24 protein-coding genes are annotated in these 24,309 nt (G+C 55.3%); 15 read left to right on the plus strand and 9 right to left on the minus strand.

The annotated features are described in order from the left end of the window. Window positions 1-55: 55 nt before the first annotated feature. The 4 genes from ACNQ6O_RS00730 to ACNQ6O_RS00745 all read left to right on the plus strand — a co-directional run bounded on the left by ACNQ6O_RS00730 (window position 56) and on the right by ACNQ6O_RS00745 (window position 3,554). A complete protein-coding gene (locus tag ACNQ6O_RS00730) occupies window positions 56-1,213 on the plus strand; it encodes an iron-containing alcohol dehydrogenase (RefSeq protein WP_418051344.1) in 1,158 nt (385 codons plus the stop codon). Window positions 1,214-1,229: 16 nt separating this feature from the next. After that, window positions 1,230-2,258 carry an NADP-dependent oxidoreductase gene (locus ACNQ6O_RS00735; RefSeq protein WP_418051345.1) on the plus strand — a complete coding sequence of 343 codons (1,029 nt, stop codon included), beginning with the start codon at window positions 1,230-1,232 and terminating at the stop codon, window positions 2,256-2,258. 56 nt (window positions 2,259-2,314) lie between these two features. Beyond that, on the plus strand, window positions 2,315-2,992 hold the full coding sequence (locus ACNQ6O_RS00740) for a type 1 glutamine amidotransferase domain-containing protein (protein ID WP_418051346.1): 678 nt from the start codon (window positions 2,315-2,317) through the stop codon (window positions 2,990-2,992). A 124-nt stretch (window positions 2,993-3,116) separates the two neighbouring features. Then, window positions 3,117-3,554 carry a YtoQ family protein gene (locus ACNQ6O_RS00745; RefSeq protein WP_114335322.1) on the plus strand — a complete coding sequence of 146 codons (438 nt, stop codon included), beginning with the start codon at window positions 3,117-3,119 and terminating at the stop codon, window positions 3,552-3,554. 119 nt (window positions 3,555-3,673) lie between these two features. Here ACNQ6O_RS00745 and ACNQ6O_RS00750 read toward each other — a convergent pair whose 3' ends face one another. Next, a complete protein-coding gene (locus ACNQ6O_RS00750; protein WP_418051347.1) occupies window positions 3,674-5,083 on the minus strand; it encodes an SPFH domain-containing protein in 1,410 nt (469 codons plus the stop codon). A gap of 209 nt (window positions 5,084-5,292) precedes the next feature. Here ACNQ6O_RS00750 and ACNQ6O_RS00755 point away from each other — a divergent pair, with 209 nt between their 5' ends. Next, window positions 5,293-6,180 carry a DNA ligase gene (locus ACNQ6O_RS00755; RefSeq protein WP_418051348.1) on the plus strand — a complete coding sequence of 296 codons (888 nt, stop codon included), beginning with the start codon at window positions 5,293-5,295 and terminating at the stop codon, window positions 6,178-6,180. A 4-nt stretch (window positions 6,181-6,184) separates the two neighbouring features. Here ACNQ6O_RS00755 and ACNQ6O_RS00760 read toward each other — a convergent pair whose 3' ends face one another. Then, window positions 6,185-6,790: an ATP-dependent zinc protease gene (locus ACNQ6O_RS00760; RefSeq protein ID WP_418051349.1), complete on the minus strand. Its 606-nt coding sequence runs from the start codon at window positions 6,788-6,790 to the stop codon at window positions 6,185-6,187. 226 nt (window positions 6,791-7,016) lie between these two features. Here ACNQ6O_RS00760 and ACNQ6O_RS00765 point away from each other — a divergent pair, with 226 nt between their 5' ends. The 3 genes from ACNQ6O_RS00765 (at window position 7,017) to ACNQ6O_RS00775 (ending at window position 8,901) form a co-directional block, all read left to right on the plus strand. After that, on the plus strand, window positions 7,017-7,928 hold the full coding sequence (locus ACNQ6O_RS00765) for an esterase/lipase family protein (RefSeq protein ID WP_418051350.1): 912 nt from the start codon (window positions 7,017-7,019) through the stop codon (window positions 7,926-7,928). Then, window positions 7,925-8,236, plus strand: coding sequence for a hypothetical protein (locus ACNQ6O_RS00770; protein ID WP_418051351.1), 312 nt, complete (start codon window positions 7,925-7,927; stop codon window positions 8,234-8,236). The genes ACNQ6O_RS00765 and ACNQ6O_RS00770 overlap by 4 nt, the downstream gene beginning before the upstream one ends. 134 nt (window positions 8,237-8,370) lie before the next feature. Next, window positions 8,371-8,901 carry a porin family protein gene (locus ACNQ6O_RS00775; RefSeq protein ID WP_418051352.1) on the plus strand — a complete coding sequence of 177 codons (531 nt, stop codon included), beginning with the start codon at window positions 8,371-8,373 and terminating at the stop codon, window positions 8,899-8,901. Between the two features lie 54 nt (window positions 8,902-8,955). Here ACNQ6O_RS00775 and cysK read toward each other — a convergent pair whose 3' ends face one another. Next, entirely contained in the window at window positions 8,956-9,927 is a 972-nt protein-coding gene (gene cysK, locus ACNQ6O_RS00780; RefSeq protein WP_114335329.1) for a cysteine synthase A, read from the minus strand. Between the two features lie 110 nt (window positions 9,928-10,037). Between cysK and ACNQ6O_RS00785 the strand changes: the two genes are divergently transcribed. Beyond that, a complete protein-coding gene (locus tag ACNQ6O_RS00785) occupies window positions 10,038-10,817 on the plus strand; it encodes an ATP-binding protein (protein ID WP_418051353.1) in 780 nt (259 codons plus the stop codon). 6 nt (window positions 10,818-10,823) lie between these two features. Here ACNQ6O_RS00785 and ACNQ6O_RS00790 read toward each other — a convergent pair whose 3' ends face one another. The 3 genes from ACNQ6O_RS00790 to pdsR are packed head-to-tail and all read right to left on the minus strand — an operon-like array spanning window position 10,824 to window position 14,866. Beyond that, entirely contained in the window at window positions 10,824-12,131 is a 1,308-nt protein-coding gene (locus ACNQ6O_RS00790; RefSeq protein ID WP_418051354.1) for a DUF3422 family protein, read from the minus strand. Further along, a complete protein-coding gene (locus ACNQ6O_RS00795) occupies window positions 12,128-14,161 on the minus strand; it encodes an ATP-binding protein (RefSeq protein ID WP_418051355.1) in 2,034 nt (677 codons plus the stop codon). The genes ACNQ6O_RS00790 and ACNQ6O_RS00795 overlap by 4 nt, the downstream gene beginning before the upstream one ends. A gap of 3 nt (window positions 14,162-14,164) precedes the next feature. Further along, complete coding sequence (gene pdsR, locus ACNQ6O_RS00800) at window positions 14,165-14,866, minus strand: proteobacterial dedicated sortase system response regulator (protein ID WP_418052247.1); 702 nt, start codon at window positions 14,864-14,866, stop codon at window positions 14,165-14,167. Window positions 14,867-14,937: 71 nt separating this feature from the next. Here pdsR and ACNQ6O_RS00805 point away from each other — a divergent pair, with 71 nt between their 5' ends. The 5 genes from ACNQ6O_RS00805 (at window position 14,938) to ACNQ6O_RS00825 (ending at window position 19,243) form a co-directional block, all read left to right on the plus strand. Further along, entirely contained in the window at window positions 14,938-17,184 is a 2,247-nt protein-coding gene (locus tag ACNQ6O_RS00805) for a marine proteobacterial sortase target protein (protein WP_418051356.1), read from the plus strand. Beyond that, window positions 17,181-17,762 carry a class GN sortase gene (locus ACNQ6O_RS00810; RefSeq protein ID WP_418051357.1) on the plus strand — a complete coding sequence of 194 codons (582 nt, stop codon included), beginning with the start codon at window positions 17,181-17,183 and terminating at the stop codon, window positions 17,760-17,762. Before ACNQ6O_RS00805 ends, ACNQ6O_RS00810 begins: the two co-directional genes overlap by 4 nt. Before the next feature lie 48 nt (window positions 17,763-17,810). Beyond that, complete coding sequence (locus tag ACNQ6O_RS00815; protein WP_418051358.1) at window positions 17,811-18,530, plus strand: lysophospholipid acyltransferase family protein; 720 nt, start codon at window positions 17,811-17,813, stop codon at window positions 18,528-18,530. 67 nt (window positions 18,531-18,597) lie between these two features. Then, on the plus strand, window positions 18,598-18,840 hold the full coding sequence (locus ACNQ6O_RS00820) for a GlsB/YeaQ/YmgE family stress response membrane protein (RefSeq protein ID WP_418051359.1): 243 nt from the start codon (window positions 18,598-18,600) through the stop codon (window positions 18,838-18,840). A 1-nt stretch (window position 18,841) separates the two neighbouring features. After that, complete coding sequence (locus tag ACNQ6O_RS00825; RefSeq protein WP_418051360.1) at window positions 18,842-19,243, plus strand: MAPEG family protein; 402 nt, start codon at window positions 18,842-18,844, stop codon at window positions 19,241-19,243. Window positions 19,244-19,298: 55 nt separating this feature from the next. Here ACNQ6O_RS00825 and ACNQ6O_RS00830 read toward each other — a convergent pair whose 3' ends face one another. Beyond that, the gene (locus tag ACNQ6O_RS00830; RefSeq protein ID WP_418051361.1) at window positions 19,299-19,739 is read right to left on the minus strand and encodes an OmpA family protein; all 441 of its coding nucleotides are present in this window, start codon (window positions 19,737-19,739) and stop codon (window positions 19,299-19,301) included. A 231-nt stretch (window positions 19,740-19,970) separates the two neighbouring features. Here ACNQ6O_RS00830 and ACNQ6O_RS00835 point away from each other — a divergent pair, with 231 nt between their 5' ends. Beyond that, entirely contained in the window at window positions 19,971-21,422 is a 1,452-nt protein-coding gene (locus ACNQ6O_RS00835; protein WP_418051362.1) for a rhomboid family intramembrane serine protease, read from the plus strand. 24 nt (window positions 21,423-21,446) lie between these two features. Here the strand turns inward: ACNQ6O_RS00835 and ACNQ6O_RS00840 are convergent, their stop codons facing one another. After that, entirely contained in the window at window positions 21,447-22,901 is a 1,455-nt protein-coding gene (locus tag ACNQ6O_RS00840; protein WP_418051363.1) for a hypothetical protein, read from the minus strand. A 114-nt stretch (window positions 22,902-23,015) separates the two neighbouring features. Beyond that, entirely contained in the window at window positions 23,016-24,296 is a 1,281-nt protein-coding gene (locus ACNQ6O_RS00845) for a diguanylate cyclase domain-containing protein (protein ID WP_418051364.1), read from the minus strand. Between the last annotated feature and the right edge of the window lie 13 nt (window positions 24,297-24,309).

Genomic DNA, 24,309 nt, shown 5'->3' on the forward strand with positions numbered 1-24,309 from the left:
TGATCGGCTTTTTATTTACCTAATCACTAGACGACTGGTCTAAGAGCGAGGCGTTATGAATAATTTTGAGTTCTACAATCCCACGCGAATCGTATTTGGCGAAGGCACTATTCAGCGCCTTGATAGCTTGGTGCCTGCCGATGCGCGGGTGTTGGTGCTGTTCGGCGGTGAAAGTGCCAGGAAAACGGGCACCATCGACGAGGTCAAGCAAGCGTTGGGCGACCGGCAAGTGGCCGAGTTTGGTGGTATCGAGCCAAACCCGACCTACGAAACCTTGATGAAAGCCGTCGCGCTAATCGAGCAGGACCAGTTTGACTTCTTGCTGGCGGTTGGTGGTGGTTCCGTAATCGACGGAACGAAATTTGTAGCCGCCGCCGTTGGTTTTGACGGTGACCCTTGGAGCATTCTGGAAAAACGGGGGCGGAACATTACCCAAGCCATTCCGTTTGGCACCGTGTTGACGTTGCCGGCCACCGGTTCTGAGATGAACAGCGGCGCTGTCGTGACCAACAAGGCGCTTCAAGCAAAACTGCCGTTTGCCAGCCCGCTGGTTTATCCCGCGTTCTCCATTCTGGACCCGGTTAAAACCTTCACACTGCCCGCGAAGCAGGTCAGCAACGGAGTGGCCGATGCGTTCACTCATATCATTGAACAATATCTGACCTATCCGGCGAATGGTTTGGTGCAGGACCGCTTTGCGGAAGGTTTGCTGCAAACGCTCGTCGAGATCGGCCCGAAAGTGCTGGAAGACCCGGAAAACTATGAACTGAGAGCGAACCTGATGTGGGTGGCTACGCTGGCATTGAACGGTTTGATCGGTGCTGGCGTACCTCAGGATTGGGCAACCCACATGGTTGGCCATGAATTGACAGCGTTGTACGGCATCGATCATGCGCGGACGTTGGCTATTGTGCTGCCAGGGATGCTGGATGTGCGTCGCGAGTCAAAAGCTGAAAAGTTGCTACAGTATGGTGAGCGGGTCTGGAACATTCGTGAAGGCTCTGAAGAAGAGCGCATCGAAAAAACGATTCAGGCCACCCGTCAGTTTTTTGAAAGCCTGTCTATTCCTACGCGGTTGCCAGATTACGGACTCGATGAAAGTTCCATCGACGACATCATCAGCCAGCTTGAGCGCCACGGTATGACTAAGCTGGGTGAGCACGGAGATGTGACACCGGACATCAGCCGTCGTGCCCTCGAAGCCAGCCTGTAACGGAGGAGAAAAGATCATGGAAAATTCATCGTTGAAAAATAGACAGTGGGTTTTGAATCAGCGTCCGAACGGCGCACCGACACCCGAGGATTTCAAACTGGTGGAGAGTGAGGTGCCGAGCCTGAATGAAGGGGAAGTGCTACTCAAAACCCGCTACTTGTCCTTGGACCCGTACATGCGCGGTCGAATGAGTGAGGCTCCGTCCTACGCGCCGTCTTTGAACATCGGCGAAGTGATTGTAGGCGGCACCGTGTCGGAAGTGGTGGAATCCAGAAACCCGAAGTTCGCCAAAGGTGACCGGGTGCTGGCTGGCAGCGGATGGCAGGAGTACGCGGTATCTGACGGCTCTGAACTGATGTCTGTCGAAGGCTTGCCCGAACCCTCATACGCCTTGAGCCTGATGGGCATGCCCGGCTTCACCGCTTATCACGGATTGCTGAATATCGGCGAGCCGAAACCCGGTGAAACCGTTGTTGTCGCTTCAGCCAGCGGTGCGGTAGGCTCGGTGGTGGGTCAAATCGCGAAACTCAAAGGCTGCCGGGTGGTTGGGATCACCAGTGGCGGCGATAAACAGCGTTACGTAAAAGACACTCTGGGCTTTGATGTGAGCTTAGACCGGCACTCGCCGGATTTCGAGGCAGAGCTTGCCGAAGCCGCACCGGATGGCATTGATGTGTATTACGAGAACGTGGGTGGTGCGGTGTTCGATGCGGTGTTGCCGCTGCTCAACGATTTCGCCCGTATTCCGGTGTGTGGCGTGATTGCTCACTACAATGCGACGGAACTACCGCAGGGCCCGGATCGCGTGCCCATGCTTGCTGGCATGATTTTGCGCAAACGGATTCGAATGCAGGGGTTCATCATCATGGATCATTACGAAACCGGGTACGCGCCGTTCGCCCAAGAAATGACCCAATGGTTGCAGGCCGGTCAGATTCGTATCAAAGAAGATCGCGTGCAAGGCATCGAAGCCGCGCCGGAAGCTTTCATTGGTCTTCTGGAAGGCAAGAACTTCGGCAAAGTGGTGGTGGATTTCGGAGCATAACCTGCGCGCCATTCGCGCCAACGAACGACCCAATTCAGATCAGGTGAGGTAAGACTATGAACGTGTTAATGGTACTGACATCCCACGATCAACTAGGAAATACTGGTGAAAAGACCGGTTTCTGGCTCGAGGAGCTGGCTGCGCCTTACTACGTGTTTAAAGACGCGGGCGCCAAGGTGGTCCTGGCGTCACCGAAGGGTGGCCAGCCTCCGCTCGATCCTAACAGCAATCAACAAGACGCCCTGACCGATGCCACGCATCGTTTCGAGGCCGATTCGGAAGCCAAGGCCGCATTGGCGTCAACCGCGAAACTGGAGGACGTATCGCTCGAAGACTTCGACGCCGTTTTCTACCCGGGCGGCCACGGCCCTTTGTGGGACTTGGCGGAGAATCCGAAATCCATTGCCTTGATCGAAAACGCGATTCAGGCAGGTACACCGGTAGCGGCGGTTTGTCACGCACCCGGAGTGCTGCGCCACGTCAAAGGCGAAGACGGGAAACCTCTGGTGTCTGGCAAGAAGGTCACCGGGTTTACCAATACCGAGGAAGACGCAGTTGGCCTGACCGATGTAGTGCCTTTTCTGGTTGAAGATATGCTGCAAGAAAATGGCGGTCATTACAGCAAGGGTGATGACTGGCAGTCCTATGTCGTAACCGACGGTCTTCTGGTGACCGGGCAGAACCCGGCGTCTTCCGGGGCGGCGGCGGAAGCACTGTTGAAGCTGATGGCGTAGCGCAGACTGCTGCGCATAGGGCATGCGGGTTAACGGCTGAGGGTCGGTAACCCGCAGTGAACATCTACGGGCATTGGCGTATCATCCCCAGTTCAAAGCCTTTGAATGCCAACAGGAGAGCATAATGATCTGGACTGTTTACCTATCCGGTGAAATTCATACGGACTGGCGCGAGCAGATTGCTGCCGGTGCTGAAGCCGCTGGCCTGCCGGTAGAGTTTGTGTCTGCCAATACCGACCACGATTCCAGCGATGCGGCCGGTGATTTTCTGGGTAAGCCGGAGAACAACTTCTGGCGGGATCACCAGTCCTCCAAGGTCAACGCAATCCGCACCAAGACCTTGCTTGAGCAATGTGATCTGGCGGTGATTCGCTTCGGCGACAAGTATAAGCAGTGGAACGCAGCATTCGATGCCGGCTACTGTGCTGCGATGGGTACGCCCTACGTCACCCTGCACGATGAAGACATTGTGCACCCGCTGAAAGAAGTGGATGCCGCCGCCATGGCTTGGGCGCAAACCCCCGAGCAGGTGGTTGAATTGTTGAAGTACGTTACCGCGTAATGATGACGGTCTAACCGCGAATCTATCAACAACCAGACGGATTAGTAGCCCTTACAATCGGTGAGTTTCTCGCTTGTAAGGGCTATTTCTGGATAGATTGAGTTTCGTTTATCCGTGGGTTATCTGGACGCTGTTTGACCGCTGGCTCTGCGCAGCTGTTCCATGGCACCCAAGCTGGTGAACACTTCCAAACTGCTGACCGGGCTTCCTGAGCCGTCACCGCCCACGTAGTAATCGGGCATGTCGATGGTGACATCCTTCAGTGCCGGGTACATCACCTGAGCAATATCCCGCTGAATTTCAGCCATGTAGATATCCCGAGCAGCCTGCTTGGCCAATAGGTGAGCCTTAGCGACTTCGGCCTCAGCCATACCTTGCTCACGAATGGCTTTAGCGGCATAGGTAGCGGCTTCTGCATTGGCTTTTTGAATGTCACGCTCAGCGACAGAAATCTCCAGCTGCTTCTGCTTTTCCAGAACGGCAACGGCCTTTTCTTTCTCTTTTCGAACGGTTTCCAGCTGAGCCTGTTGGCGTTCCATTTCTACTTCTTTCTGCTTCGAAATGATGGCGAGCTCTTTGCTGCGCTGAGCGTCCTGAATTGCCCGTGCTTTTTCGATCTCTTTTTCCAGCTGTGCGGTCTTGGCTTCTGCACGAGCGGTTTCCTGTGCCTGGATCGCGGTGATGCGCTTGGCCACTAGGTCTTTTTTCTTGATCAAAAGTTCATCCAGACGTTTTTCGGGAAGTGGCCGGCCGATGGTTACCTGGCGAACCTGAATGCCGTAGGAATCTAGAGGGTTGGCAATTCGCTTGGCTTGCCCCGCTTTGTCTTGAAGGATGATGTTCTTCCACACCAGTTGAACTTTCCGCTCGAGCCGGTCGCCGTCGTCGTTAGAGGAAGAGACTGCGGCAAGATCGGTTTGCTCAATTTCCACTTGGCGCCTTTCGGTTTCGTACAGGCCGTTCTGTAGCTGATCTTCGAGCTGCACCTTGAACTTGTTCAGGCCGCCCTGAAAGAATTCCTCCCCGGTGTACTGCGTTGCTGTTACAACCGTGACATTCTTGGCATTTTTAATGAGCAAGGAGTCGATCAGGTTGTCGTAGCTGCGAAACTCTCGATGCATGGCGACGATCTTTGCTGGATCGGCCGATAGCCGGAAGCGGAACGTAGCGGGGATGCGGGCAGTGTAAGTGTCCGCGAACTGAACCTCGACTTCCGTCAGCTGGCGGGTGGATTTGATCTTTTCACCGCTCTCCTGGTTGCCAAAGCTGAGCGTCATGGCCTGATTGTAGGTATAAACGTTAGAAAACATCGGAACCTTAAAGTGAACGCCGGGCTCGGTGAACACTCGGATACTGCCGAACAAGGTATCTTGCACCACATAGGTGTAGCCGAGCTGAGTTGTAAAGAAGGACGACATGGCGAGGAACAAAGCGAAAGCAACACCAACGATCGCCAGGATGTATTTTTTCAGGTTAGCCAGTACGGAGCCTAGCCATTGTTCGGTCCTTGAGAGTGTTTGGGAATCCATTCGATAATCCTGATGGTTTTTGGGGCGGCTGAAATTACCTTAACGACGGATTTTCTGTGTAGGACCATTGCAGTTGGCGTTGTGAGAAATGTCTGCAGTGCTGAAAAGCTCCAACCAGATCATAAAAGCGATAGGTCCCAGTAAGTTAGAGTTGCCCCTTCGCTTCAGTGCTAAAGAACCGTTTACAGGACGTTATAAGGCAAAGGATGATGCCACTCTTCACTATCCGACCTGTCAGGGCATGGGCTTTGGTGGTCGGTCTTATCGTTTTATTCACTACGTTCATACATTCATCGCTAGCCCGGGCGGAGCCTCCGGCTATCCCGTTGGCAAATGTGTACCAGCAAGGCGTTGATCTTCAGGCTTATTGGGTCAGCGAGAAGCTAGATGGTGTGCGTGCCTATTGGGATGGCGAGCAATTCTGGTCTCGGGGCGGGCACGTTTACGCTGCTCCGCCGTGGTTCACCGAGCAATTTCCGGATCAGCCTCTGGATGGCGAGTTATGGAGCGGGCGAGGGAAGTTTTCCCAGTTATCCGGGGTGGTTCGCAAGCAGCAACCGGTTGAGGGCGAATGGCAAAGTGTGCGCTTTCATGCCTTTGATATCCCCATTAAGAACATGCCGTTTGCGAGTCGTTATCAGCAATTGAAAAGGCTGGTGGAAGAGTCTGGTTCGCGCTATCTGGTGTTGGTTGAACAGCACCCGATCGCAGGCCATGAAGCCCTGATGGAGAAGCTAAAAGCGACAGTGGCTGCCGGCGGGGAAGGCTTGATGCTCAAGCGCAAAGCCGGCCTATACCACGCCGGGCGTTCGGATGATTTACTCAAGGTGAAAACGTTTGAGGATGCAGAAGCCTTAGTGGTTGATCACCTACCCGGTAACGGCAAGTATCAGGACATGATGGGGGCACTGGAAGTGGTGCTTGAGAATGGCCGCCGGTTCCGTATCGGAACCGGATTCAGTAATGCTGACCGCCGGAATCCACCGCCACTCGGGGCGATGGTGACCTTTCGCTACCGGGGGCTTACCGCAACCGGGTTGCCCCGTTTTGCCAGTTTTCTGAGGGTTCGAAATGACGAGCCAGAAACGGCTCGATAACCCTTTAGCTTTGTCGTTTAAGCGCTTCCGGGCGCTCAGCCAGCTCCTCGAGTGTGCGGTATTTACACTCTTTGGTGGCCATAAAGCTCTGGGCGGAGTCGGTCAGAATGTTGTCGTCGCGCATGAAGCGTCGGCCCAACAAGACCGGATAGGAAAAACGTCCTCGGTCGGTCAGTGAAAACTGGGTTTCGTGTAGGTTTCCAGAAATGCAGAATTCCATATTCACCACGTATCGCCGTTGCGAGGGTGCGCCTTTTCGCTTGATCAGTACGGTACGGTGCACCGGGCGCTCAAATTCCAGAATGACATCTTCGTGGTCCAATTGGCCCTCACTGGGCTGGTCTTCATGGTCCCCTAACGGCAGTTTGAACCTAACCCATTCCTCACCGTCTTGCTCAAAAGGTTCTACGTTAACGGCATGCAGAGACGAGGTTTTGGCTCCGGTGTCGAGCCTCGCTTTCAGTCTGACTTCGGTGTCGTCCATCACCACCCATTCAACAAAACCAAGCACCTCCGGGTCCTTCGCTGAGGTATTTGATGGCGAGGCTGCGTGGGCGCCCGTGATAAAGAAAGCACTCATCAGAGCGGTGATCATTAAGGCAGAACGCATTCATCAACTCCTGAGTTTGCACGGTACTAGAGTGTATTCGTGAGTGAATAGCCGTAAGGCTAACAGTATTCTTTTGATATGGAGATTGCGACGCTATTAAGAATAGTTGAAGTGGCTGAAACACTCACTGCCCGAGTGTTTGCTTTGCGCGCGTCGCAAGGCTGCACATGGGCCATACCGGAAGCTGGGGAAGAGCGTACACTGCCCGTATAACGAGGAGACGTTCATGGTGGTTTCGGTGTCAGCTGGAAAAATTCAACAACACATTTCGGCCATTGCCAGTGGCTTTTTAGGGGACTGGTTGGAAGCTCGTGGCAATGGGCTGGCAGTGCCTATGACTCTGTTTGCCGGTGGTAAGGTGCTGAATGCAGGCCATCCGGAACTGGCTGAACCGGGCAGTACGCTGTGCCTCTCCCTTCATGGCTTAATGGAGTTGGAATCGGTTTGGGATTTCCCCGGTAGGGATGAAGAACATTACGGCTCTGAGCTGGCACAAACCCTAGGCGATACCACTGCCTTGAAGCTGCGCTTCAACTCAGGGCGGCCCATTTACCGCAATGGCCAGGATTTGGCTGACCTGATAGAACGGTTGGTGGTGAACTGGCCGGTGCCGGTGAAACGCCTGATTCTTCTGGGCCACAGTATGGGTGGCTTGCTGATCCGTAGTGCTTGTTATTACGGTTCCACAAAGGGCCACAGCTGGGCCGGTAAATTGTTGGATTGTGTCTACATCGGCTCGCCTCATGACGGCTCCTGGCTCGCTATTGGAGCCCATAAGGCTGCAGGTAAGTTGAATAAAGTGCCCAGAGATTACGTGAAGGTAGTCGGTGAAGTGATCGATTTGCGCAGTGAAGGTATCCGAAACCTTTCCCGTGGTGAGGTTTTTGAACCGGGAACGGATGAGAAACCTTTGCTGCCTGGTGCGCGGCATTTTGCTGTGAGTGGGTTGTTGATGAAAGGTGAGCGCCATCCCGTGAACGCCTGGTTTGGCGATGCGCTGGTGCATCGGTCCAGCGCTCACGGTGTGCGTCGGAAAGGGTGGGAGTTGACGGCGAAGGCTAATTTTCCGGGAGTGGATCATGTCCGTCTTGCTCATCATCCATTAGTGAGCAAGCAACTGCAGGAGTGGCTGGTATGAACAATATGAACAACAACCTGCAATGGTGGCGGGGCTTGGCGGATGTGCTGGGTCACGGTTTGCAGCACGGCGCAACAAAGCTTAAACGGGTGCACTTATCTGTCGCGGATGAGACCTTTCAGATGCTGGATGCGATCCCGGTCGTTCGGCCGGTAAGCCGTAGTGTCAGGGCTTGTCATCACGGTATTTCAAAGCTGAGTTACAGCAGTGTTTCTTGTGCTGGGCGAATGGTTGTTGAGCTGGCTGTGGTGAGTCCAAGCCAGAGAGCCGCTGGGTCAGTAGATGAAGAGACAATGAACAAATCTTAGTCCGGGGTTAACCCAAAAACGCGATTGTCCTTGGTAGGGTGATAACACGCTTAACCCAACCACGGAGGAAGACGCGTTATGAGCTATAAATCTCATGTTGTGTATGTCACGGTTCTAAGTGCTGCTGTGCTGCTGTGCTGACGGCACCGGCAGTTTGGGCACAAGACAATGTCAGCCGTGATAATTCAGGTCCGTATATCAGTGGTAGTTATGGTGGCTATAAGTCCCATGGCGGCGAATTTGAAGATGAAAACGATATGCTGGGTGCCGCTTTGGGTTACCAGTTCAACGAGTTCTTTGCGCTTGAGGCCGAGTACATCGATTTCGGCAATTTTGGTGACGATGATGTGGAAGGTAAACTCAAAGGTGCTGGGCTGAGTGCCATTGGTCGCCTGCCCTTAACTCAGAGCTTTGGTGTCTATGCTAAAGCGGGTGCCTTTGCTTCCGCGTTTGATGTGGACGCTTTCGATGAAAGCGAAACCTACGATGAAGTGAACCCGTTTGTAGGTGCCGGCGTGGACTTCCGGGTAACGGAACAGCTCACCGCCTTTGCGGAATACAACCGCTACAACGTTGACATTGATGAAGACGATTTTAACGGCCAGGTGAACAACAGCGGTCCGGACTTTGATACCGGTCGGGTTGGTCTGAAATTCCAGTTCTGATCCGTAAACTTAGAAAGTAAAAAGCGCAGCCGATTTCGGCTGCGCTTTTTTTAATTACTGCTGATTTTCCAGTTCGCCAAAGGTGTCAGCGAACAGTGCGCTGGACAAGTAGCGCTCGGCCGAGTCCGGCAGAATCACCACAATGTTCTTACCTTTGTGTTCCGGCTGTTTGCTGACTCGAACGGCTGCAGCAACAGCGGCTCCGCAGGAAATGCCGCATAGGATGCCTTCTTCCTGCATCAAGCGATGTGCCATAGCCATCGCATCTTCATTGGATACCGCTTCAACCTGATCCACCAAGTCCATATCCAGGTTGCCCGGAATAAAGCCGGCACCAATACCCTGGATTTTGTGGGGCGCAGGCTTCGGTTCCTGTCCGCTTTTCACTTGGCCGATAATCGGGGAATCGGTCGGCTCCACCGCGACAGTGGTAATCGCCTTGCCCTGAGTGCCTTTGATGTAACGGGATACGCCGGTCAGGGTGCCGCCGGTGCCTACGCCCGCTACGAAAATATCGACGGCACCATCCGTGTCGTTCCAGATTTCCGGACCGGTGGTGTCTTCGTGAATTTTCGGGTTAGCCGGGTTTTCGAACTGCTGAGGCAGGAAGTGGTTGTCTGGATCTGCATCCACGATTTCCTTCGCGCGGGCAATGGCACCCGGCATACCTTTGGCTGGCTCGGTCAATACCAGATCTGCACCAAGCGCTTTCAGCACCTTACGTCGCTCCAGACTCATCGACGCAGGCATAGTCAATACCAGCTTGTAGCCCCGGGCAGCGGCTACGTAAGCAAGGGCGATACCGGTGTTACCGCTGGTAGGCTCGACAATGGTCATGCCAGGCTTCAGCACACCACGTTTCTCGGCATCCCAGATCATGGCCGCACCAATACGGCATTTGACTGAATACGCCGGGTTGCGGCCTTCAATCTTTGCCCAAATGGTGGCCCCGTCGTTTACCCGGTTCAGTTTGACCAGCGGGGTATTGCCGATTGAAAGGGAATTATCGTCGTAGATACGTGCCATGCTTTGCTCCTAGTGTCTGGTAATATCCAATAGTTATAGATCCTACCCCCGGACGACTGAGCAAAGCTAGGCCGTGCACAGGCAAATTAAGAACCAAAAGGAGTAAGGTTATGAGTGAGAGTCTTTTCGATTGGCAGCATACGCCAGCGGCAGTATGGCGTCGTCATCGGTCAGGCTTGAGGGACATTCGCCGGTTGGACCCGGTTAGCTGGGATGATCTCACTGGCATCGACACGCAGAAAGCGGCTCTGTCTCGCAATACTGAACGATTCCTGAACAAGCAGCCGTCCAACAATGTCTTGCTCTGGGGCTCTAGGGGTACTGGTAAATCGTCGCTTATCAAGGCTTTGTTAAACCGCTATCAGGATCAGGGCTTGCGGATGATCGAAGTGGATAAGGACGATCTGGTGAACCTGCCGGAAATTGTCGATGACATCTGCGATCTGCCATTCCGATTCGTGATCTTCTGCGATGACTTGTCTTTTGAGGTGGGGGAGTCTGGCTACAAGGCACTAAAGAGTGTGCTGGAAGGCTCCCTGGAGCTGCCACCCGAGAACGTGCGGGTTTACGCCACCTCGAACCGCCGTCATCTGATGCCCGAGTTCATGAGCGACAACCTGAAAAGCGAAGTGCGTGACGGAGAGCTACACCCCGCTGAAGCCATCGAGGAACAAGTGTCGCTGGCAGACCGTTTCGGGCTCCAGCTGTCGTTTTATCCCTTCTCGCAGGATGTCTACTTGCAGGCGGTGGATGCCCTGTTTCCCGCGGTGGCTGATCGTGAGCAATTGCACCTCGAAGCGGTTCGCTTTGCGACTCGCAAAGGGGTGCGCAACGGCCGCTCTGCCCAGCAATTCTACCGCCAGTTTTCGGGTGACCCTAGGTTCAGTTAAGGCCCGCTATTGGTGATTCGCCATGCGGATAAACCGGTGGTGGATCAGCCGGATGGCAACGAATACGAACGCCAGAACCACCGGAATGGCAACGCCCAGCGCTACCGGCTTGTTGACGGAAAAACCGGCTTCTGACAGTGCGTTCAGCCCCAAGCTGAGCAACCCGATCAGGTAATAGGAGATGGCGACCACCGAGAAGCCTTCTACGGTGTGCTGCATCATCAGCTGAATGCGTGAGCGACGGTCCATGGAACTGAGCAGTTCCTGATTCTGGCTTTGAATGGCCAGTTCCACTCGGGTGCGCATCATGTCGGAAGCCCGGTCTACCCGGCGCGACAAGTCTTCCAGCCGAACGCTTACCGATTCACAGGTTTTGACCGCGGGGGTTAACCGCCGCGTCATGAACTCGGTGATGGTCAGGTGGCCGGACACTTCATCTTCTCGCAGTTCTTCCAGTCGGGTCAGCACAAGCCGATGGTACGCCTTGGTAGCGGAAAAACGGAAGGTGGAGTGGGCACGGAAGGCCTCGATCTTGGCGGCAATGTGGGTGAGCTTGGCCAAAATGGTTTGCTCATCCAGCGTGACGTTATCAGCCAGCGCCTGAGTGATGGTAGCCAGTTGTTGGTCCATGTCGTTCAGAGCCGGGGTGATTTCCCGGGCCACTGGCAAGGCCAGCAAAGACATCAATCGATAGGTTTCGATTTCCATCAAGCGCTGCACAAGACGGCCTAATTGGCTGTCCGACATACTGTCGTTGATCACCATAAAACGGCCGAAGTTGTCGCTGTGCAGCTGGAAGGTGGCCAGTACTCGTGCGGCGCCTTCCTGCGGGCTGCTGCCTACCAGCCGCATGCCTTCAAAATGCCGGCGCATGAAAGCGGGTTCGTTGCGGGCGTGTTCCGATGAGGGGCTCACATCAATATGAAAGGCCGCCACCACGGTGCCTTCAAGCTTTTCCAGCCAGTCGCGAGGTAGAGCGCTGATGCCGGTTTCCTCGAAGGGCTCTGCGTCTGACGGGGCCAGGTTGGTAAAGGTGTAAGCGGTAAATTCCAGATGCACTTCCCGGCGAACGCGAAGCTGATCAAAGGTCTGCTCGTAGCAGGTCACTTCTTCTTCCGGCCAAGGTTCTCCCAGCATTCGGTGCAGGCTTTGCAGGTGTTTGAACTGGCTCTTGCGCTGCTCTGGTGTGGTCACGACCGCAATGTGGCTGACTCGGGCTCGGGGCGGCAACACCTGAAATGGCCGTGAATGCAGCTCTTGATAGAGGTCAGCACGCAGGGGATGAAAATCCAAAGCAACGGGCTTGGCTGTCACGGGGCAGTCCTTGGTTCGTTGGGAAGTCTCGGGATGATAGCGCGGAAGGCTACGCCGTCAATGCCATTAAGGTACTGGTTTTGGGCGTCAATTCGGCCACTATGGAACTCTGCAATTAAACGAACTATGAGCAGTCCCTGGCCTAGATGGCCCTCGGCTTTGCCTTCCCGTTGGGAAACAAACGCCCCGAAAATGTCCACGCCCGGGTTCACCGGCAGGCTTGAACCTTCGTTAAATACTTCGATGGTGTAGTGCTCCGGGTCGAGCTCCAAACGCATTTCAATAGCGCCGCCTTCAGGTGTGAAGTCCTGTGCGTTATCAACCAGTTTGTCGAGCATTTGCACCAGCATTTCCGGGGATCCGAGCAGCGGGCAGGCGGTGTCGGGTAAATAGCAGTGATACTGGTGGTGTGGGTCCAGCTGTTGGTAAGCCGCACTGGCCTGACTAACGACCTCGGCGAGATCGAAGTGCTCCTTGTCGGCCTGATCAAAGCTCTGCTCCAGCCGGGCCGCTTCACTCATGCTGTGCAGGATGCGCCTGAGGCGCTCGGCCGCGGACGAGGCTCGCTCCAGATACTGTTGACGCTCCACCTCGGAGTGGCTGTGCGCCAGATTCTCCAGCGATGATCGAACCACGGCCACCGGTGTTTTCAGTTCATGGGATAGCTTGCGAGAGAAGCTTTCCAGATAGTGGTTGTAGCTCTGCAAGCGCGACACCATCTGCCCGAAATGTTGTTGCAGCTGCCCCAATTCGTCTCGCGAACGGGCTGGCGGAATGGTGTCGAGTATGCGGCCATCGTCGTCAACGCTGGCGCTGACCAACCGCTGCAGGCGGGCGATACGCCAGGACAGCCAGCTGGCATAACCGAGTAGGGCCAGAGTCAGTGCCAGAATGATCAGCAGGCTACGGGCCAATACGCTGCCCAAGGCAGACCCCGATACACTGAGCAGCTGGTCCATAGACTGTTTCAGAAGCAGCGAGCGGCCACCGAAGAATGAGTGTTCCGTTGCCAGCCAGACCTCGCCGCCTTGCTGAACCAAGTGGTGTTCCGGCAAACCGCCGGTGTGGAGCTGATGATGTGCCTCCGTCAGCACTTTGGGCTGAGGCTGATACAGTCTGACCAAACTGCGCAAGGCGTTAAGGGTAATTTGTTCAAGGATCTGGCTGGCGGACAGCTCGTCGAAATCGGTTGTTGAGTTCGGGCTTTCCGCTTGGCTTTGGGCGACTACCCAGCCGGCCGGTTCCAACACGGTCACTTGTTGGCCATCACTGAGCTGGCGCTCCAGAGCCCGCTCAAGGCCGGTGTTGCGCTGCACCAGAATGGGTGGGGGCGTGATGGGCGTGCCCTGAGTAACTGGCTGCTCACCGGTTTGTAACGCCTGAAAACCCAGCCGACTGCCCGGTGCGGGTTTAGGCATGCGCAGTTCTAACTGCCAGCGAGAGCCCAGATCTTCCCAAGCCACGTCGAGCCGGCGGTCAGGTTTGTTGGGGTCACCATCAACCAGGGCAGGGACATTCGCCCCGGGGGCTGTGGTTCTGATGAGCCATGTCCGTGGCAGGCCGGATTCGAGCTGGCTAGCGGGTGGTTGGAGCACCAATTTGAAGCGATCATGAGGGTGTTCCGGCTGGCTGGGGTTGTAGGGTTGAAGGCCCTGATCCCGGTTCTGTACCAGCAAATACAGGTGGCGATCGTTGCTGGTCGCCAGCCACCTCAGGTTGTCTTGCCCGGGGCGGGATTGCCACGGCAACTGATCTTCGTGATCCCTGAAATCGGGCCAGGTGGTGGTGAAACCATCCACTTTCGGTGATTGCGTTGTGGGTGCTGCATAGAGGGCTTCAGCGCCATCCACCACCGGCACGCCCAGCATTAAATCCCCGGCCAGTTCGGCCAAGCGAGCGCCTTTCTCTTCCAGCTGTTGCAGCGCTTGAGCCCGCAGCGCGTTATCCAGTTCCAGCACAAACTTCAGGCCGGCCCAGGGGATCAGCAACATCAGCACGCTGGCCAAAAATAGCTGGCGCTTGAGGCTCACAGGTTAGACCTCACGGGCGTTCCACCGGTACCCCATACCGTAGGCTGTTTGAATGCCGTCAAAGCTGCCATCGAGTTGCATAAATTTTCGGCGGATGCGTTTGATGTGCGAGGTCACGGTGTTGTCATCGAGCACGGTGCTGGCCGCTTCCATCAGTTGTTCGCGGCTTCGAACGTGGCCGGGGTGTTGTACCAGCGAATGCAGCATCCAGAACTCTGTCACCGTGAGATCGACCGGCTGTTGATCCCAGCTCACCGTCATACGGTCCACGTTCATCGCCATGCGCCCTCGTTGCACCACTTCGTCGGGTTTTTGCAGGGCTTCCGCCCACGCCTCGGCACGGCGAAGCAGAGCGGTGATCCGGGCCAGCAGGTGGTCCAGGCTCATGTCTTTGGTGACGTAATCATCGGCTCCAAGGCGCAGTCCGTGAACGGTGTCGATGTCGCTGTCTCTGGCTGTCAGGAAAATAATGGGCAGGGTCGCTGACTGGGCACGCAGCGCCTGACACAGGGTAAAGCCGCCTTCCGGTTCGTCGCCCAGCCCAACGTCAATGATGGCAAGATCGGGCAGGCTCTGGCGCAGCACCTGCCAGGCCGAAGGCCGGTCGCCATAAGTGGACACCCGATAACCCCGGCGTTCAAAAGCCGCCCGGTAGTTGTCGCGAATGCCTGCTTCGTCTTCAATCAGCGCAATGTGTTTTTTCATAGCCAGTCGTTCAGCGGTATGTCGCTCCATTAAACCATGCTCAAGAGCCGGTTCAAGCAAGAGCAGCTGGATTGCCACAATTCATCATAGTTTTCCGTCAGTTTGCCCGCTTTTGCCACGGTGAAGCCGTGTCGGGCTGTTGCAATGGCATCACTCACTGCCACAAAAAGGATGACGTGATGATGTTGCTACCGCTGTTTGCCAATCCGGCCGCAAGAGCCGACCTGTGTGCCACACGCCCGTTAAAGCTGAAACTGGGAGCCCAGAAAAGACTGCGTATCGCCGAAGGCATCAGCCTGTGGCTGGCTATATTGATGATGCTGTTTGTGCACCCGTTGTATGCCGAAGCCAGTCAGGAAGATGGGAAAGGGGCTGGGCAACTTTATCTGACGAACGATCAAAGCGCCTGGCAACAACCGGCGCTGATACTGAACAGTGATTTTAACGTTCAGGTGTCGGGCCTGTTCGCCCAGACCCGGCTGACTCGGGAATTCAAGAACACCAGCGACCGTTGGCAAGAAGGCCTTTTTGTCTTCCCGCTGCCTGAAAAGGCCACGGTATACGGCTTGGTCATGACCGTCGGTGAACGCCGGGTGGTGGGGCGCCTCGAACCGAAGGAAAAAGCCCGGCAAACCTACGAAAAGGCCAAGTCTTCAGGCCAGCATGCCGCGACCGTTGAGCAACAGCGCCCTAATTTGTTCACCAGCAAGATCGCCAACATTCCACCGGGCGAAACCATTCGGGTGGAAATTCAGTATCAGCAACCGGTCAGCTACCGTCAGGGAGATTTCGAATTGCGCCTGCCAACCACGTTAACGCCTCGCTACATCCCGGGTGAGCCAGCCGTTGAGACACCAAAAGATTGGCAGGCAGGTTGGGCTATGCCTACCGAACAAGTACCCGATGCCCATGAAATCAGCCCCTTCACCGTGCGCCCGGGAGACGTAGATCGCCAAAGCCACCGGGCCACTATTGAACTGGATATCGAAAGCGGTTTTCCGCTGGCGGAAGTTACCAGCCCGAGCCATAGCCTGCATGCAGACATCGACGGCAGCCGGGTGCTTGTTAAGCCCGAAGGCGATCGAATTTTGATGGATCGGGATGTGATCGTGCGTTGGCGCCCAGCGGCGGGCCGGGAGCCGACCGCCGCGGTGTTTCATCAGCAATGGCAGGGGCAGGACTTTCTGATGGCGATGGTCTTGCCCCCGGAAACAACAGGCCCGGTATTGCGCCGTGAGCTGCAGTTTGTGATTGATACCTCGGGGTCCATGGCCGGTGAATCCATGGTTCAGGCCCGCGCGGCCTTGTTGCGTGGTCTTGATACCCTGCGCCCGGGCGACTACTTCAATGTCATTCAGTTCAACAGCCAAGCCCATGCGCTGTTTGCCCAGCCGGTGCCGGCGGAGCGGCATTACCTGGCCCGTGCCCGCCACTATGTTCACAACCTGCAGGCTGACGGTGGTACAGAGATGGCTGGGGCTTTGTCGTTGGCCATGAGTATGGATCAGGTACCGGTTGATGCTTTGGTGCAGCAGATGGTGTTCATCACCGATGGCGCCGTGGGCAATGAAACGGCGCTGTTTGAAACGATTCGCCGTGGTCTGAGAGATCGCCGCTTGTTTACCGTGGGCATTGGTTCGGCGCCGAACATGCATTTTTTACGAGAAGCGGCTCGCTGGGGCCGAGGTGAGTACACAGCCATCCACAACAGCGGTGAGGTGAATCAGGCCTTGAAGACGCTGTTCTCCGCTATGGACGCGCCGGTGCTCACCGATATTGAAGTACGCTGGCCGTCTCAGGGGCAATCTTATGAGCCTGTGCCGGCCAAGCCCGGCGATTTGTTCCGGGGCCGACCTTTGGTGCAGACGGTTCAAGGAATACCCGCTGCTGGCGAGTTGGAAGTGTCTGGCAAACTCCCCGGAGGTCGCCGCTGGAGCACTCGGCTAAATCTGGAACACGCCGCGCAGGCGACGGGCTTGAACCGGCACTGGGCCAGAGGGCGGATTGGTGAGCTGATGGATGCGGCCAGCCTGAGTGGTGAGTCGCCAGACGAGTCCAGCATTATCAAATTGTCGATGACACACAATGTGATGTCTCCGTTGACCAGCTTTGTTGCGGTAGAAGAAAAACCTGCCCGGCCGGTGACTGAAAAACTTGAAAGTGAGCAATTGCCCACCCTGTTGCCCGCGGGTAGTGGGGCCGGCATGCTGCGCTATCCGCAGACCGCCACGTTCTGGCCGTTGCTCACCGCGTTGGGTTTAGTTGGGTTGATGTTTGCTCTGGCTATGGCGCTATTGAGCCGGAGGACTGCAGCATGATCCGGCCTTTTATGCTTGTAACCAGTGCCTCGCTGGTAATGCTGATGTTCGGGCTGTGGATACCGTTCAAAGCGCTGCTGGCTCAAGAGCTGCTGGAAAGAGCGTGGGTTAAAAGCCAGGCCCAACATACAGAGCAGCGACCGTGGTCTTGGGCGGATACTTGGCCAGTGGCAAAGCTGGATCTGCCGGAGCTGGGTGTTTCCATGATTGTGCTGGAGGGCGGCCACGGCGAAAGCCTGGCCTTTGGCCCGGGGCGGGTGCTTGGCGGCGAGCGTGGGCCGCTGATTCTGGCTGGTCACCGCGATACCCATTTTCGTCATCTAAAAAATGTGCAGACCGGTACTCAAATCCGTGTACAGGACCGGAGCCAGCAGTGGCGGCATTATGAGGTCACCGATGTAAGCATTGTAGACAGTCGCACAGAGGCTATAGACACCCTCCAACTTGCCCAAGACTCTGTGCTGTTGATTACCTGTTACCCATTTGACTCTTTTGATGCGAGAGGGCCCTTGCGCTATGTTGTAAAGGCGCGGCCTGTGTCTCAAACGGGGTCAAACAGTGCTGTTGCGATTTTATAAATTGGCGTACACTTGTACGCCAAAATTTTTGAGATCCGGAAGCGCGGTATGGGTGTCGTACGAAAATTAGTGGCTTGGTTGTCGGTTGCTGTTATCTGTCTGTTGTCATTGGTGCTGTATCTGGCGAGGCCTTTCAACCCGGACAACAATCGCTTGTTAGCGGGATTCATTGCTCGTTTTTGTCGGCGGGTGCTGGGTATGGAGCGCCCTTTGTATGGCGCCGAGAATATGCCGAAAGACAGGCCAACCGTGATAGTGGCCAATCATCAGGAGAACGACGATTTGATGATTGTTGGTGACCTGCTACCTCCGAGTACGGTCGCGGTGGGTAAGTCTGCGCTGCTTTGGATTCCGTTCTTTGGTCAGGTGTTTTGGTTGGGTGACAACATTATCCTCAACCGGAGCCAGTCCCATAAAGCTGTGGCGATCATGAAAGCCACCAGCGACGCCATTAATAAAGACCGTAAAAGTATCTGGGTGTTTGCGGAAGGCACTCGCAGTCGGGGCCGTGGTCTTGGTCGCTTCAAAAAAGGCGCCTTTCACATGGCGATTGCCGCGGGTGCCCCTATTACGATGGTGTGCGTAGCCAACTACCATGGCAAAACCGAGGGCTTGTTTGGCCGCAGGGCTCCGGTGCCGGTTCGAATTCTTCCTCCGATTGAAACCGCAGGTTTAACCAACGCCGATGTCACGGACTTGATGGAACGCTGTCACAAGCAGATGGCCGAGGCTATTGAAGAGCTTTCGGGAACTGCAGGAGCTGCTTGAACAGCTCAGAGAAACAGGGCAGTCTTTGCGCATATCGTTGAATGAATGAGCTTAGGAGAACCGATAGATGAGTCTGATCTGGTTTCTGATTATTGGTGGTCTAGCTGGCTGGTTAGCCGGCCTGATTATGAAAGGCAAAGGTTTTGGCGTACTGGTCAATATTGGTATCGGTATTGTCGGCTCCGTCATTGGTGGGGTTGTCTTCGGCCTGCTCGGGCTAGCCGTGAAAAGCATGGTTGGAGAGCTGGTGACAGCGACTGCAGGCGCGGTACTGCTTTTAGCCATCGTTAACAAGATAAAGCAGGGCTGACATGATCATACCCGTTACGGCTGTCTTTGCTGCGGTCATAGGCATTTTGTTGTTGGTTCTGTCTGTCATGGCGGTTAGGTTCCGGCTCAAGTATCAAATCGGCATGGGGGTCAACGACGACCCCGCCTTCCAAGCAACGGTTCGGGCCCACGCGAATTTGGTGGAGTACGCTCCGATTGGCTTGATCATGTTGGCCATTGCTGAATTGAACGGTGTGTCGTCAACCTGGATCTACTGGACCGGGATGGCGTTGGTGGTCGGTCGAATCCTGCACGCCTTCGGCATGATAAAGGGCAAGGGAAAAACCCACATGGCTCGGTTAGTGGGCATGGTACTGACTTGGTTGTCGATTCTGGTGGCGGCGATTTTGCTGCTGTGGAATGTTGGCAAGGTTTACGGTTAACACCGGGAATGAACAAAACGGGGCCTGAGTGGCCCCGTTTTCGTATTGGCGGCTGTTAAAGGGCTTGAGCGATGTCCATTGAAAGGTATTCCAGCTCAACCCGGCGGTTGGCCGCGTGGTCTTCCGGCCGAGCCAGAGGGCGTTCTGCACCCCACGTCGACATGATCATCGCTGAGGGAGAAACGCCTTCTTCCGTCAGCAGCTTCACCACAGCATGGGCTCTCAGGCGGGCTAAAAACTGGTTATAGTCGCCCGGCCCGAAGTTGTCTGAGTGCCCGTGGATTTTCACCCGCGTGCCGGGATTGCGTTTTAGATAGGCCGCATGCTGTTTGAGAATCTCAGTATCGGTCGCATCCAGTGTGTGCTTGTTAAAACCGTAGTGAAAGCGAGTGCGGTGAGGGCGACCTGCCTCCTGACGTTGCTGAGCTACGTTAAATCCGGAAAGCAGCGCGGCTTTGGCCAGCATTTCAGGGTTGTCTAAAACGAGAGTCGTCATCTGCAGTATCCTTGCAATCAAAGTCAGGTTCTTTTTGTTATCGCTCAGGTACTATTTAGTTATAGAGCAATAACAGCAATTGGCGAATAGTCGATACAAGATCCGCGAATACGGTTACCCATTGAAGAGTGCTTGTATGACTGCCTGATGACATTACACCGCGAAAATAAGGCACCGCTGTGGTAAAAAAGCAGCCTATCAAGGACCGATTGTGATGAATAGTGACCGCCTATGTTGATTATCCCTGCCGAGAACACCGTTAACTGGAAGCGCCCACCGTGGGTAACGTTGAGCCTGATCATGGCGTGTTTGCTGGTGTTCCTGTTCTATCAGGGCGGTGATGACCAGAAACTGGAATCTGCGCTTGAACAGTACATCGATAGCGGATTGCTGAAACTGGAAGCGCCGGCTTATGAGGATTATCTGCAACGGGAAATCCGCTTCGAGGGCGATCAGCAAAGCGTTCTGGACTTGCAGGAGTTTCAACAACTGCGGGAGCAGGACAATGAGCTCTGGCAAGCCGTTACCCTGCTGATGGACCGGGAGTATTACCAGTACCTGCAAGACAACACCGACATCATCTGGGCTCCCGCAGAACGCCGGCAATGGGTTGAGGAGCGGGCTGCGATAGAAGACCGCTGGATCAGTCAGATGAGTGCGTTTCAGCTTGGCTTGGTGCCGGCTGAACTTTCGCTTTATACCCTTATCAGTTATCAGTTTCTGCACGGCGGCTGGGGCCACATAATTGGTAACTTGTTGTTCCTGTTTTTGCTGGGTTTCACGGTAGAGAGAGCCTTGGGGCCGGGCCGGTTTTTGGTGGCTTACCTGGTGTGTGGTGCACTGTCGGGCTTGGTGTTTACCGCGTTTTCCTCTGGCAGCCAGATTCCTCTGGTCGGCGCATCGGGCTCCATTTCCGGGTTGATGGGAATGTACGTGGCCATTTACGGCCTGCAGAAAATCCGTTTTTTCTATTTTCTGGGGGTGTACTTTAACTACTTCCGGGCGCCGGCCATTGCCGTGCTGCCGGTGTGGCTCGGCAAGGAAATTTACGATTACTGGTTTGCCGGCGCCACCGGCGTGGCTTACATGGCCCACGCGGGCGGGCTAGTCGCCGGTGCAGGTCTGGTGTGGTTGCTCGGGAAGAGCTGGCTGCAAGTGAAAGAAGAGTTTTATGAGCCAGAGCCCGATGAGCAGGATGCCCGTTTTACGAGCGGCTATGCTCAAGCGATGGCCAGTCTTGGGCGCATGGAGTTTGCCTTGGCAAGGCGCCAGTTTGAGGCACTTAGAGAGCATTACCCCGAGCGTTCTATCCTGTTGGAACACCTGTATCAAATCGCCAAACTCCGGCCGGACCTTCCGGCCTATCGGGACCTGACCACCGAACTCATGTCGGATGCGTTAGCCCGACGTCAGCCGGAGCAGTTGGTTGCTGTATGGCAGGAGTACCTCAGTAAGGGCGAAGCACACCACTCGTTGGCAGGAGAAGATCACAACCGAGTGTTGTTTGCCAGCTTGAAGAACAATGACTTGAAGGTCGCCGAGAAGGCGTTTGAACGGATGCGCACGCGCGCAGAGCCTGAAATGGTGTATGAAGCCTGTCAGCTGTTGGTCAGCGAGTTTGATAAGTTGCAGATGGAACCGAAAGCCCGACACTACCGGCAACTGCTTCAGGGCCTGAACTGAGCGTCAGGCCCTTCTTCTGCAGGGTTATTCAGCGATCTGAAAACTTGCTTTGGGGCCTTTTAGCGGCTCCCGGTTTTGTGCCTGCTCTAACCAGACATCAATGTGTTTGTGGGCAGGATGGCCGCTGCAACGCTTCTGCACGTAGCTGAGAAACGCGCTCGCCTTTTCCCACTGCTGCAGGCCGTTCGCTAGTACTTGTGCTGCCAGCAGATAGGCCGGGGCCAATTGTTCGCTGTCCGGAAACCGCTTGTGGAAGTCTTGCAGCAGACGCAGCGCGGGCTTGAAGTGCTGCCGGTGATACAAGGCCTTGGCGCAGGCCAAAGCAAGGTCTGCGTCGTCCACCTGAAAGTTGGGTTCCAGCGTTTGCAGGGTTTTGATCAGCCCGTTCAGGCCGTCACCGTCGTTACGGTCTGCCAGCCAGGTCATTATTCGCGGATGATACCGGTAAAGCTCTGACACATCGTTGCGAGCGGTGAGTAGCTGGTAAAGCTGACCCAGCCTGCGAGGATCGTCCCGCTCTTTCTTGAGAGCTTCTTTGAGGATCGCCTGAGCGCGGTCGTAATTGCCGTCTTTCAGGTTCATGTCCAGATCCGCATCCAGCCGGCTGGAGCGGTCTCGATGCTGATGGCTCGCCAGTTCCTCTTCATCTTGAAGGTCCGCAGCAAAGCCCAGCTCCTCCTGATACTGGAACAACAGGTAGCCCAGCATGTGGAACAGAATCAGGGTAAAGGTACTGTTCAGAAAGCCTGCCAATGGCTGCGCTACCCACAATGGGAAATGGGTAACGGCGAAGTCTTGGGCCGCGCCCGAAGCCAGTGTCAGCAGAATTAAATAGCCGTACAGTAAGAAATAGGGCGTGCCAATCCGGGAGATAAGTACCGCGAGATTCAGCGGGTTCACCGCGGCGCCAACAGAGCGCTCCATCGCCAGCACCATGATGCTGGCGGGTAAACCGAGCACCACAAACGCGATGGCCAACATCATCAAGATGGAGCCGCCGAGCATAGCGGCGGCCGTCACCAAAGCACCCATCAAGACGAATACCAGAAGCTGCAATATCACGATATTGAAGCCGCTACCGGAAAAAGCTTCTGACACAGGGGGCGGTTTAAGGTGCCCCTCGGCGGTGCGATTGATGACCGCGTAAGTGTATTTGAACAGTGCCAGCGCTAAGACCACCCAAATGAGCAGTCCGATAAGGTTGGCGGGAGCGATAATCGGCACCAGTGTGCAGATGGCAATAACGATCAGTGGGTCGGTATGGAACGGGTACCGGAAGAACGCGCCGATCCGTTGCCAGAAGGGCACCACTTCCGTGGCGGCACCCAGGTAGCGCATCCCTTTGCTGCACTTCGGGCAGAGTGCTTGCCGCTGGCGGGTATCCGCGTCTGGCATACACCGGTTGCAATAGTGCATTTGGCACTCACTGCAGTGCCATTTTGCGGGGTCACCCGGGTGGTAATGACAATCGTGTTTCAAGGCAAACGTCCTGATCCGTCAGAAATCAGAGGCAATAATGACAGATGTGCCAAAACCTCGCATCAGCTCTGTTCTCATATCAGACACTGGCTCGAGGCCTAAACAGCATTATCGCTACGCGGCTTTCTCGTTGGTGACACGGTTCTTGCCGTTGCGTTTGGATTGGTAAAGCAGTTGATCAACCCGATCCAGGATCTGGCTTGGTGCATCACCCGTCGTAGATTCGGTGACACCCAGTGACAGAGTGATACCGCCAATGTCATCAAACGTCATGGCGGCGAGATCAGCCCGGATGTTTTCGGCAATCTCGGTTGCCCTATCCAGGTCGCAGAAAGGCAATAGCACGATAAACTCCTCTCCGCCCCAGCGTACACACTTGTCGGATTTACGGGTGTGTTCAACAAGAACATCAGCGACGACTTTGATGATTTCATCGCCGCGTGGGTGGCCATAGGTGTCGTTCACTACTTTGAAGTTATCAATGTCTGCCATCAGAATGCAGAACGTTGAGCTGCGTTCATCGGATTGAGTCAGCAAAACGTCCAGTTCACACTCTCCGCGCCGGCGGTTTAACAGGCCCGTCATGGCATCGTGCGAAGCCTGCTCCTGAAGCTTGAGCTCATCAAAGACTCGCTCTGTCATGTCTTTAATTATGCTTACGTAATGGGTGATGGCGCCGTTGGCTCCCTTCACAGCTGTAATGGTTTGTTGGCAGTGTATTTCTCGCCCATTTTTGTGCTTGTTGATCACCATGGCCCGAAACGGGAGCCCTTCATTGAGGTGGTGCCAGAGCCGCTTGTAGAAAGCTTTGTCGTGTTTGCCTGATTTCAGCACCGCGGGTGTCTGGCCGATGACTTCGGCTGGCGTGTACCCGGTAATGATTTCAAAGCCCTGATTGGCAAACTCGATCACGCCTTCTGAATCGGTGATGAAAATGCCGTCGTAGGCCGCGTCAATGGCTTTGGCGAACAAACTGCCTGTGGACCGCTCGGCGTCCAGTTGCGTGATGTCTTTCTGGACGGACAGGAAAAAACGAGGCTCACCGGCATCGTCGGTAATTTCCGTGATCGTCCACTCCAACAGGTACGGCTTGCCGTTCTTTCGGTAATTGATCGTAGAGCCTGCGAAGAAGCCTCGTTCTGTCAGCCCGCGTCGCAATTTCTCGATGACCAGAGGGTCGGTCAGAGGGCCTTGCAGAATTCTGGGGTTTTGGCCGTAGAGTTCATCTAGCGAGTAACCCGTCATCCGGCAGAAGGCTGGGTTAGCGTACACAATGTCGTGTTGCCGGTTGGTGATCACGATGGAGTTAAAAGAAAGCTCGGCTGTTGAGCGTAACAGCATCAGCGAATCTTTGCTGGATAGGCCGGGGAGGTTGTTCGGATCTTTCGGACGCAAGGTGTTTACCGTT

Origin of the sequence: Marinobacter sp. SBS5, from assembly GCF_048285575.1 — a bacterium.
Classification (GTDB): domain Bacteria; phylum Pseudomonadota; class Gammaproteobacteria; order Pseudomonadales; family Oleiphilaceae; genus Marinobacter.

Excerpts from the sequence above, each read along its gene's own strand:
- ACNQ6O_RS00730 (WP_418051344.1), top strand. The coding sequence starts at position 56 with ATGAATAATTTTGAGTTCTACAATCCCACGCGAATCGTATTTGGCGAA.
- ACNQ6O_RS00735 (WP_418051345.1), top strand. The coding sequence starts at position 1,230 with ATGGAAAATTCATCGTTGAAAAATAGACAGTGGGTTTTGAATCAGCGT.
- ACNQ6O_RS00740 (WP_418051346.1), top strand. The coding sequence starts at position 2,315 with ATGAACGTGTTAATGGTACTGACATCCCACGATCAACTAGGAAATACT.
- ACNQ6O_RS00745 (WP_114335322.1), top strand. The coding sequence starts at position 3,117 with ATGATCTGGACTGTTTACCTATCCGGTGAAATTCATACGGACTGGCGC.
- ACNQ6O_RS00750 (WP_418051347.1), bottom strand. The coding sequence starts at position 5,083 with ATGGATTCCCAAACACTCTCAAGGACCGAACAATGGCTAGGCTCCGTA.
- ACNQ6O_RS00755 (WP_418051348.1), top strand. The coding sequence starts at position 5,293 with ATGCCACTCTTCACTATCCGACCTGTCAGGGCATGGGCTTTGGTGGTC.
- ACNQ6O_RS00760 (WP_418051349.1), bottom strand. The coding sequence starts at position 6,790 with ATGCGTTCTGCCTTAATGATCACCGCTCTGATGAGTGCTTTCTTTATC.
- ACNQ6O_RS00765 (WP_418051350.1), top strand. The coding sequence starts at position 7,017 with ATGGTGGTTTCGGTGTCAGCTGGAAAAATTCAACAACACATTTCGGCC.
- ACNQ6O_RS00770 (WP_418051351.1), top strand. The coding sequence starts at position 7,925 with ATGAACAATATGAACAACAACCTGCAATGGTGGCGGGGCTTGGCGGAT.
- cysK (WP_114335329.1), bottom strand. The coding sequence starts at position 9,927 with ATGGCACGTATCTACGACGATAATTCCCTTTCAATCGGCAATACCCCG.
- ACNQ6O_RS00785 (WP_418051353.1), top strand. The coding sequence starts at position 10,038 with ATGAGTGAGAGTCTTTTCGATTGGCAGCATACGCCAGCGGCAGTATGG.
- pdsR (WP_418052247.1), bottom strand. The coding sequence starts at position 14,866 with ATGAAAAAACACATTGCGCTGATTGAAGACGAAGCAGGCATTCGCGAC.
- ACNQ6O_RS00810 (WP_418051357.1), top strand. The coding sequence starts at position 17,181 with ATGATCCGGCCTTTTATGCTTGTAACCAGTGCCTCGCTGGTAATGCTG.
- ACNQ6O_RS00815 (WP_418051358.1), top strand. The coding sequence starts at position 17,811 with ATGGGTGTCGTACGAAAATTAGTGGCTTGGTTGTCGGTTGCTGTTATC.
- ACNQ6O_RS00820 (WP_418051359.1), top strand. The coding sequence starts at position 18,598 with ATGAGTCTGATCTGGTTTCTGATTATTGGTGGTCTAGCTGGCTGGTTA.
- ACNQ6O_RS00825 (WP_418051360.1), top strand. The coding sequence starts at position 18,842 with ATGATCATACCCGTTACGGCTGTCTTTGCTGCGGTCATAGGCATTTTG.
- ACNQ6O_RS00830 (WP_418051361.1), bottom strand. The coding sequence starts at position 19,739 with ATGACGACTCTCGTTTTAGACAACCCTGAAATGCTGGCCAAAGCCGCG.
- ACNQ6O_RS00835 (WP_418051362.1), top strand. The coding sequence starts at position 19,971 with ATGTTGATTATCCCTGCCGAGAACACCGTTAACTGGAAGCGCCCACCG.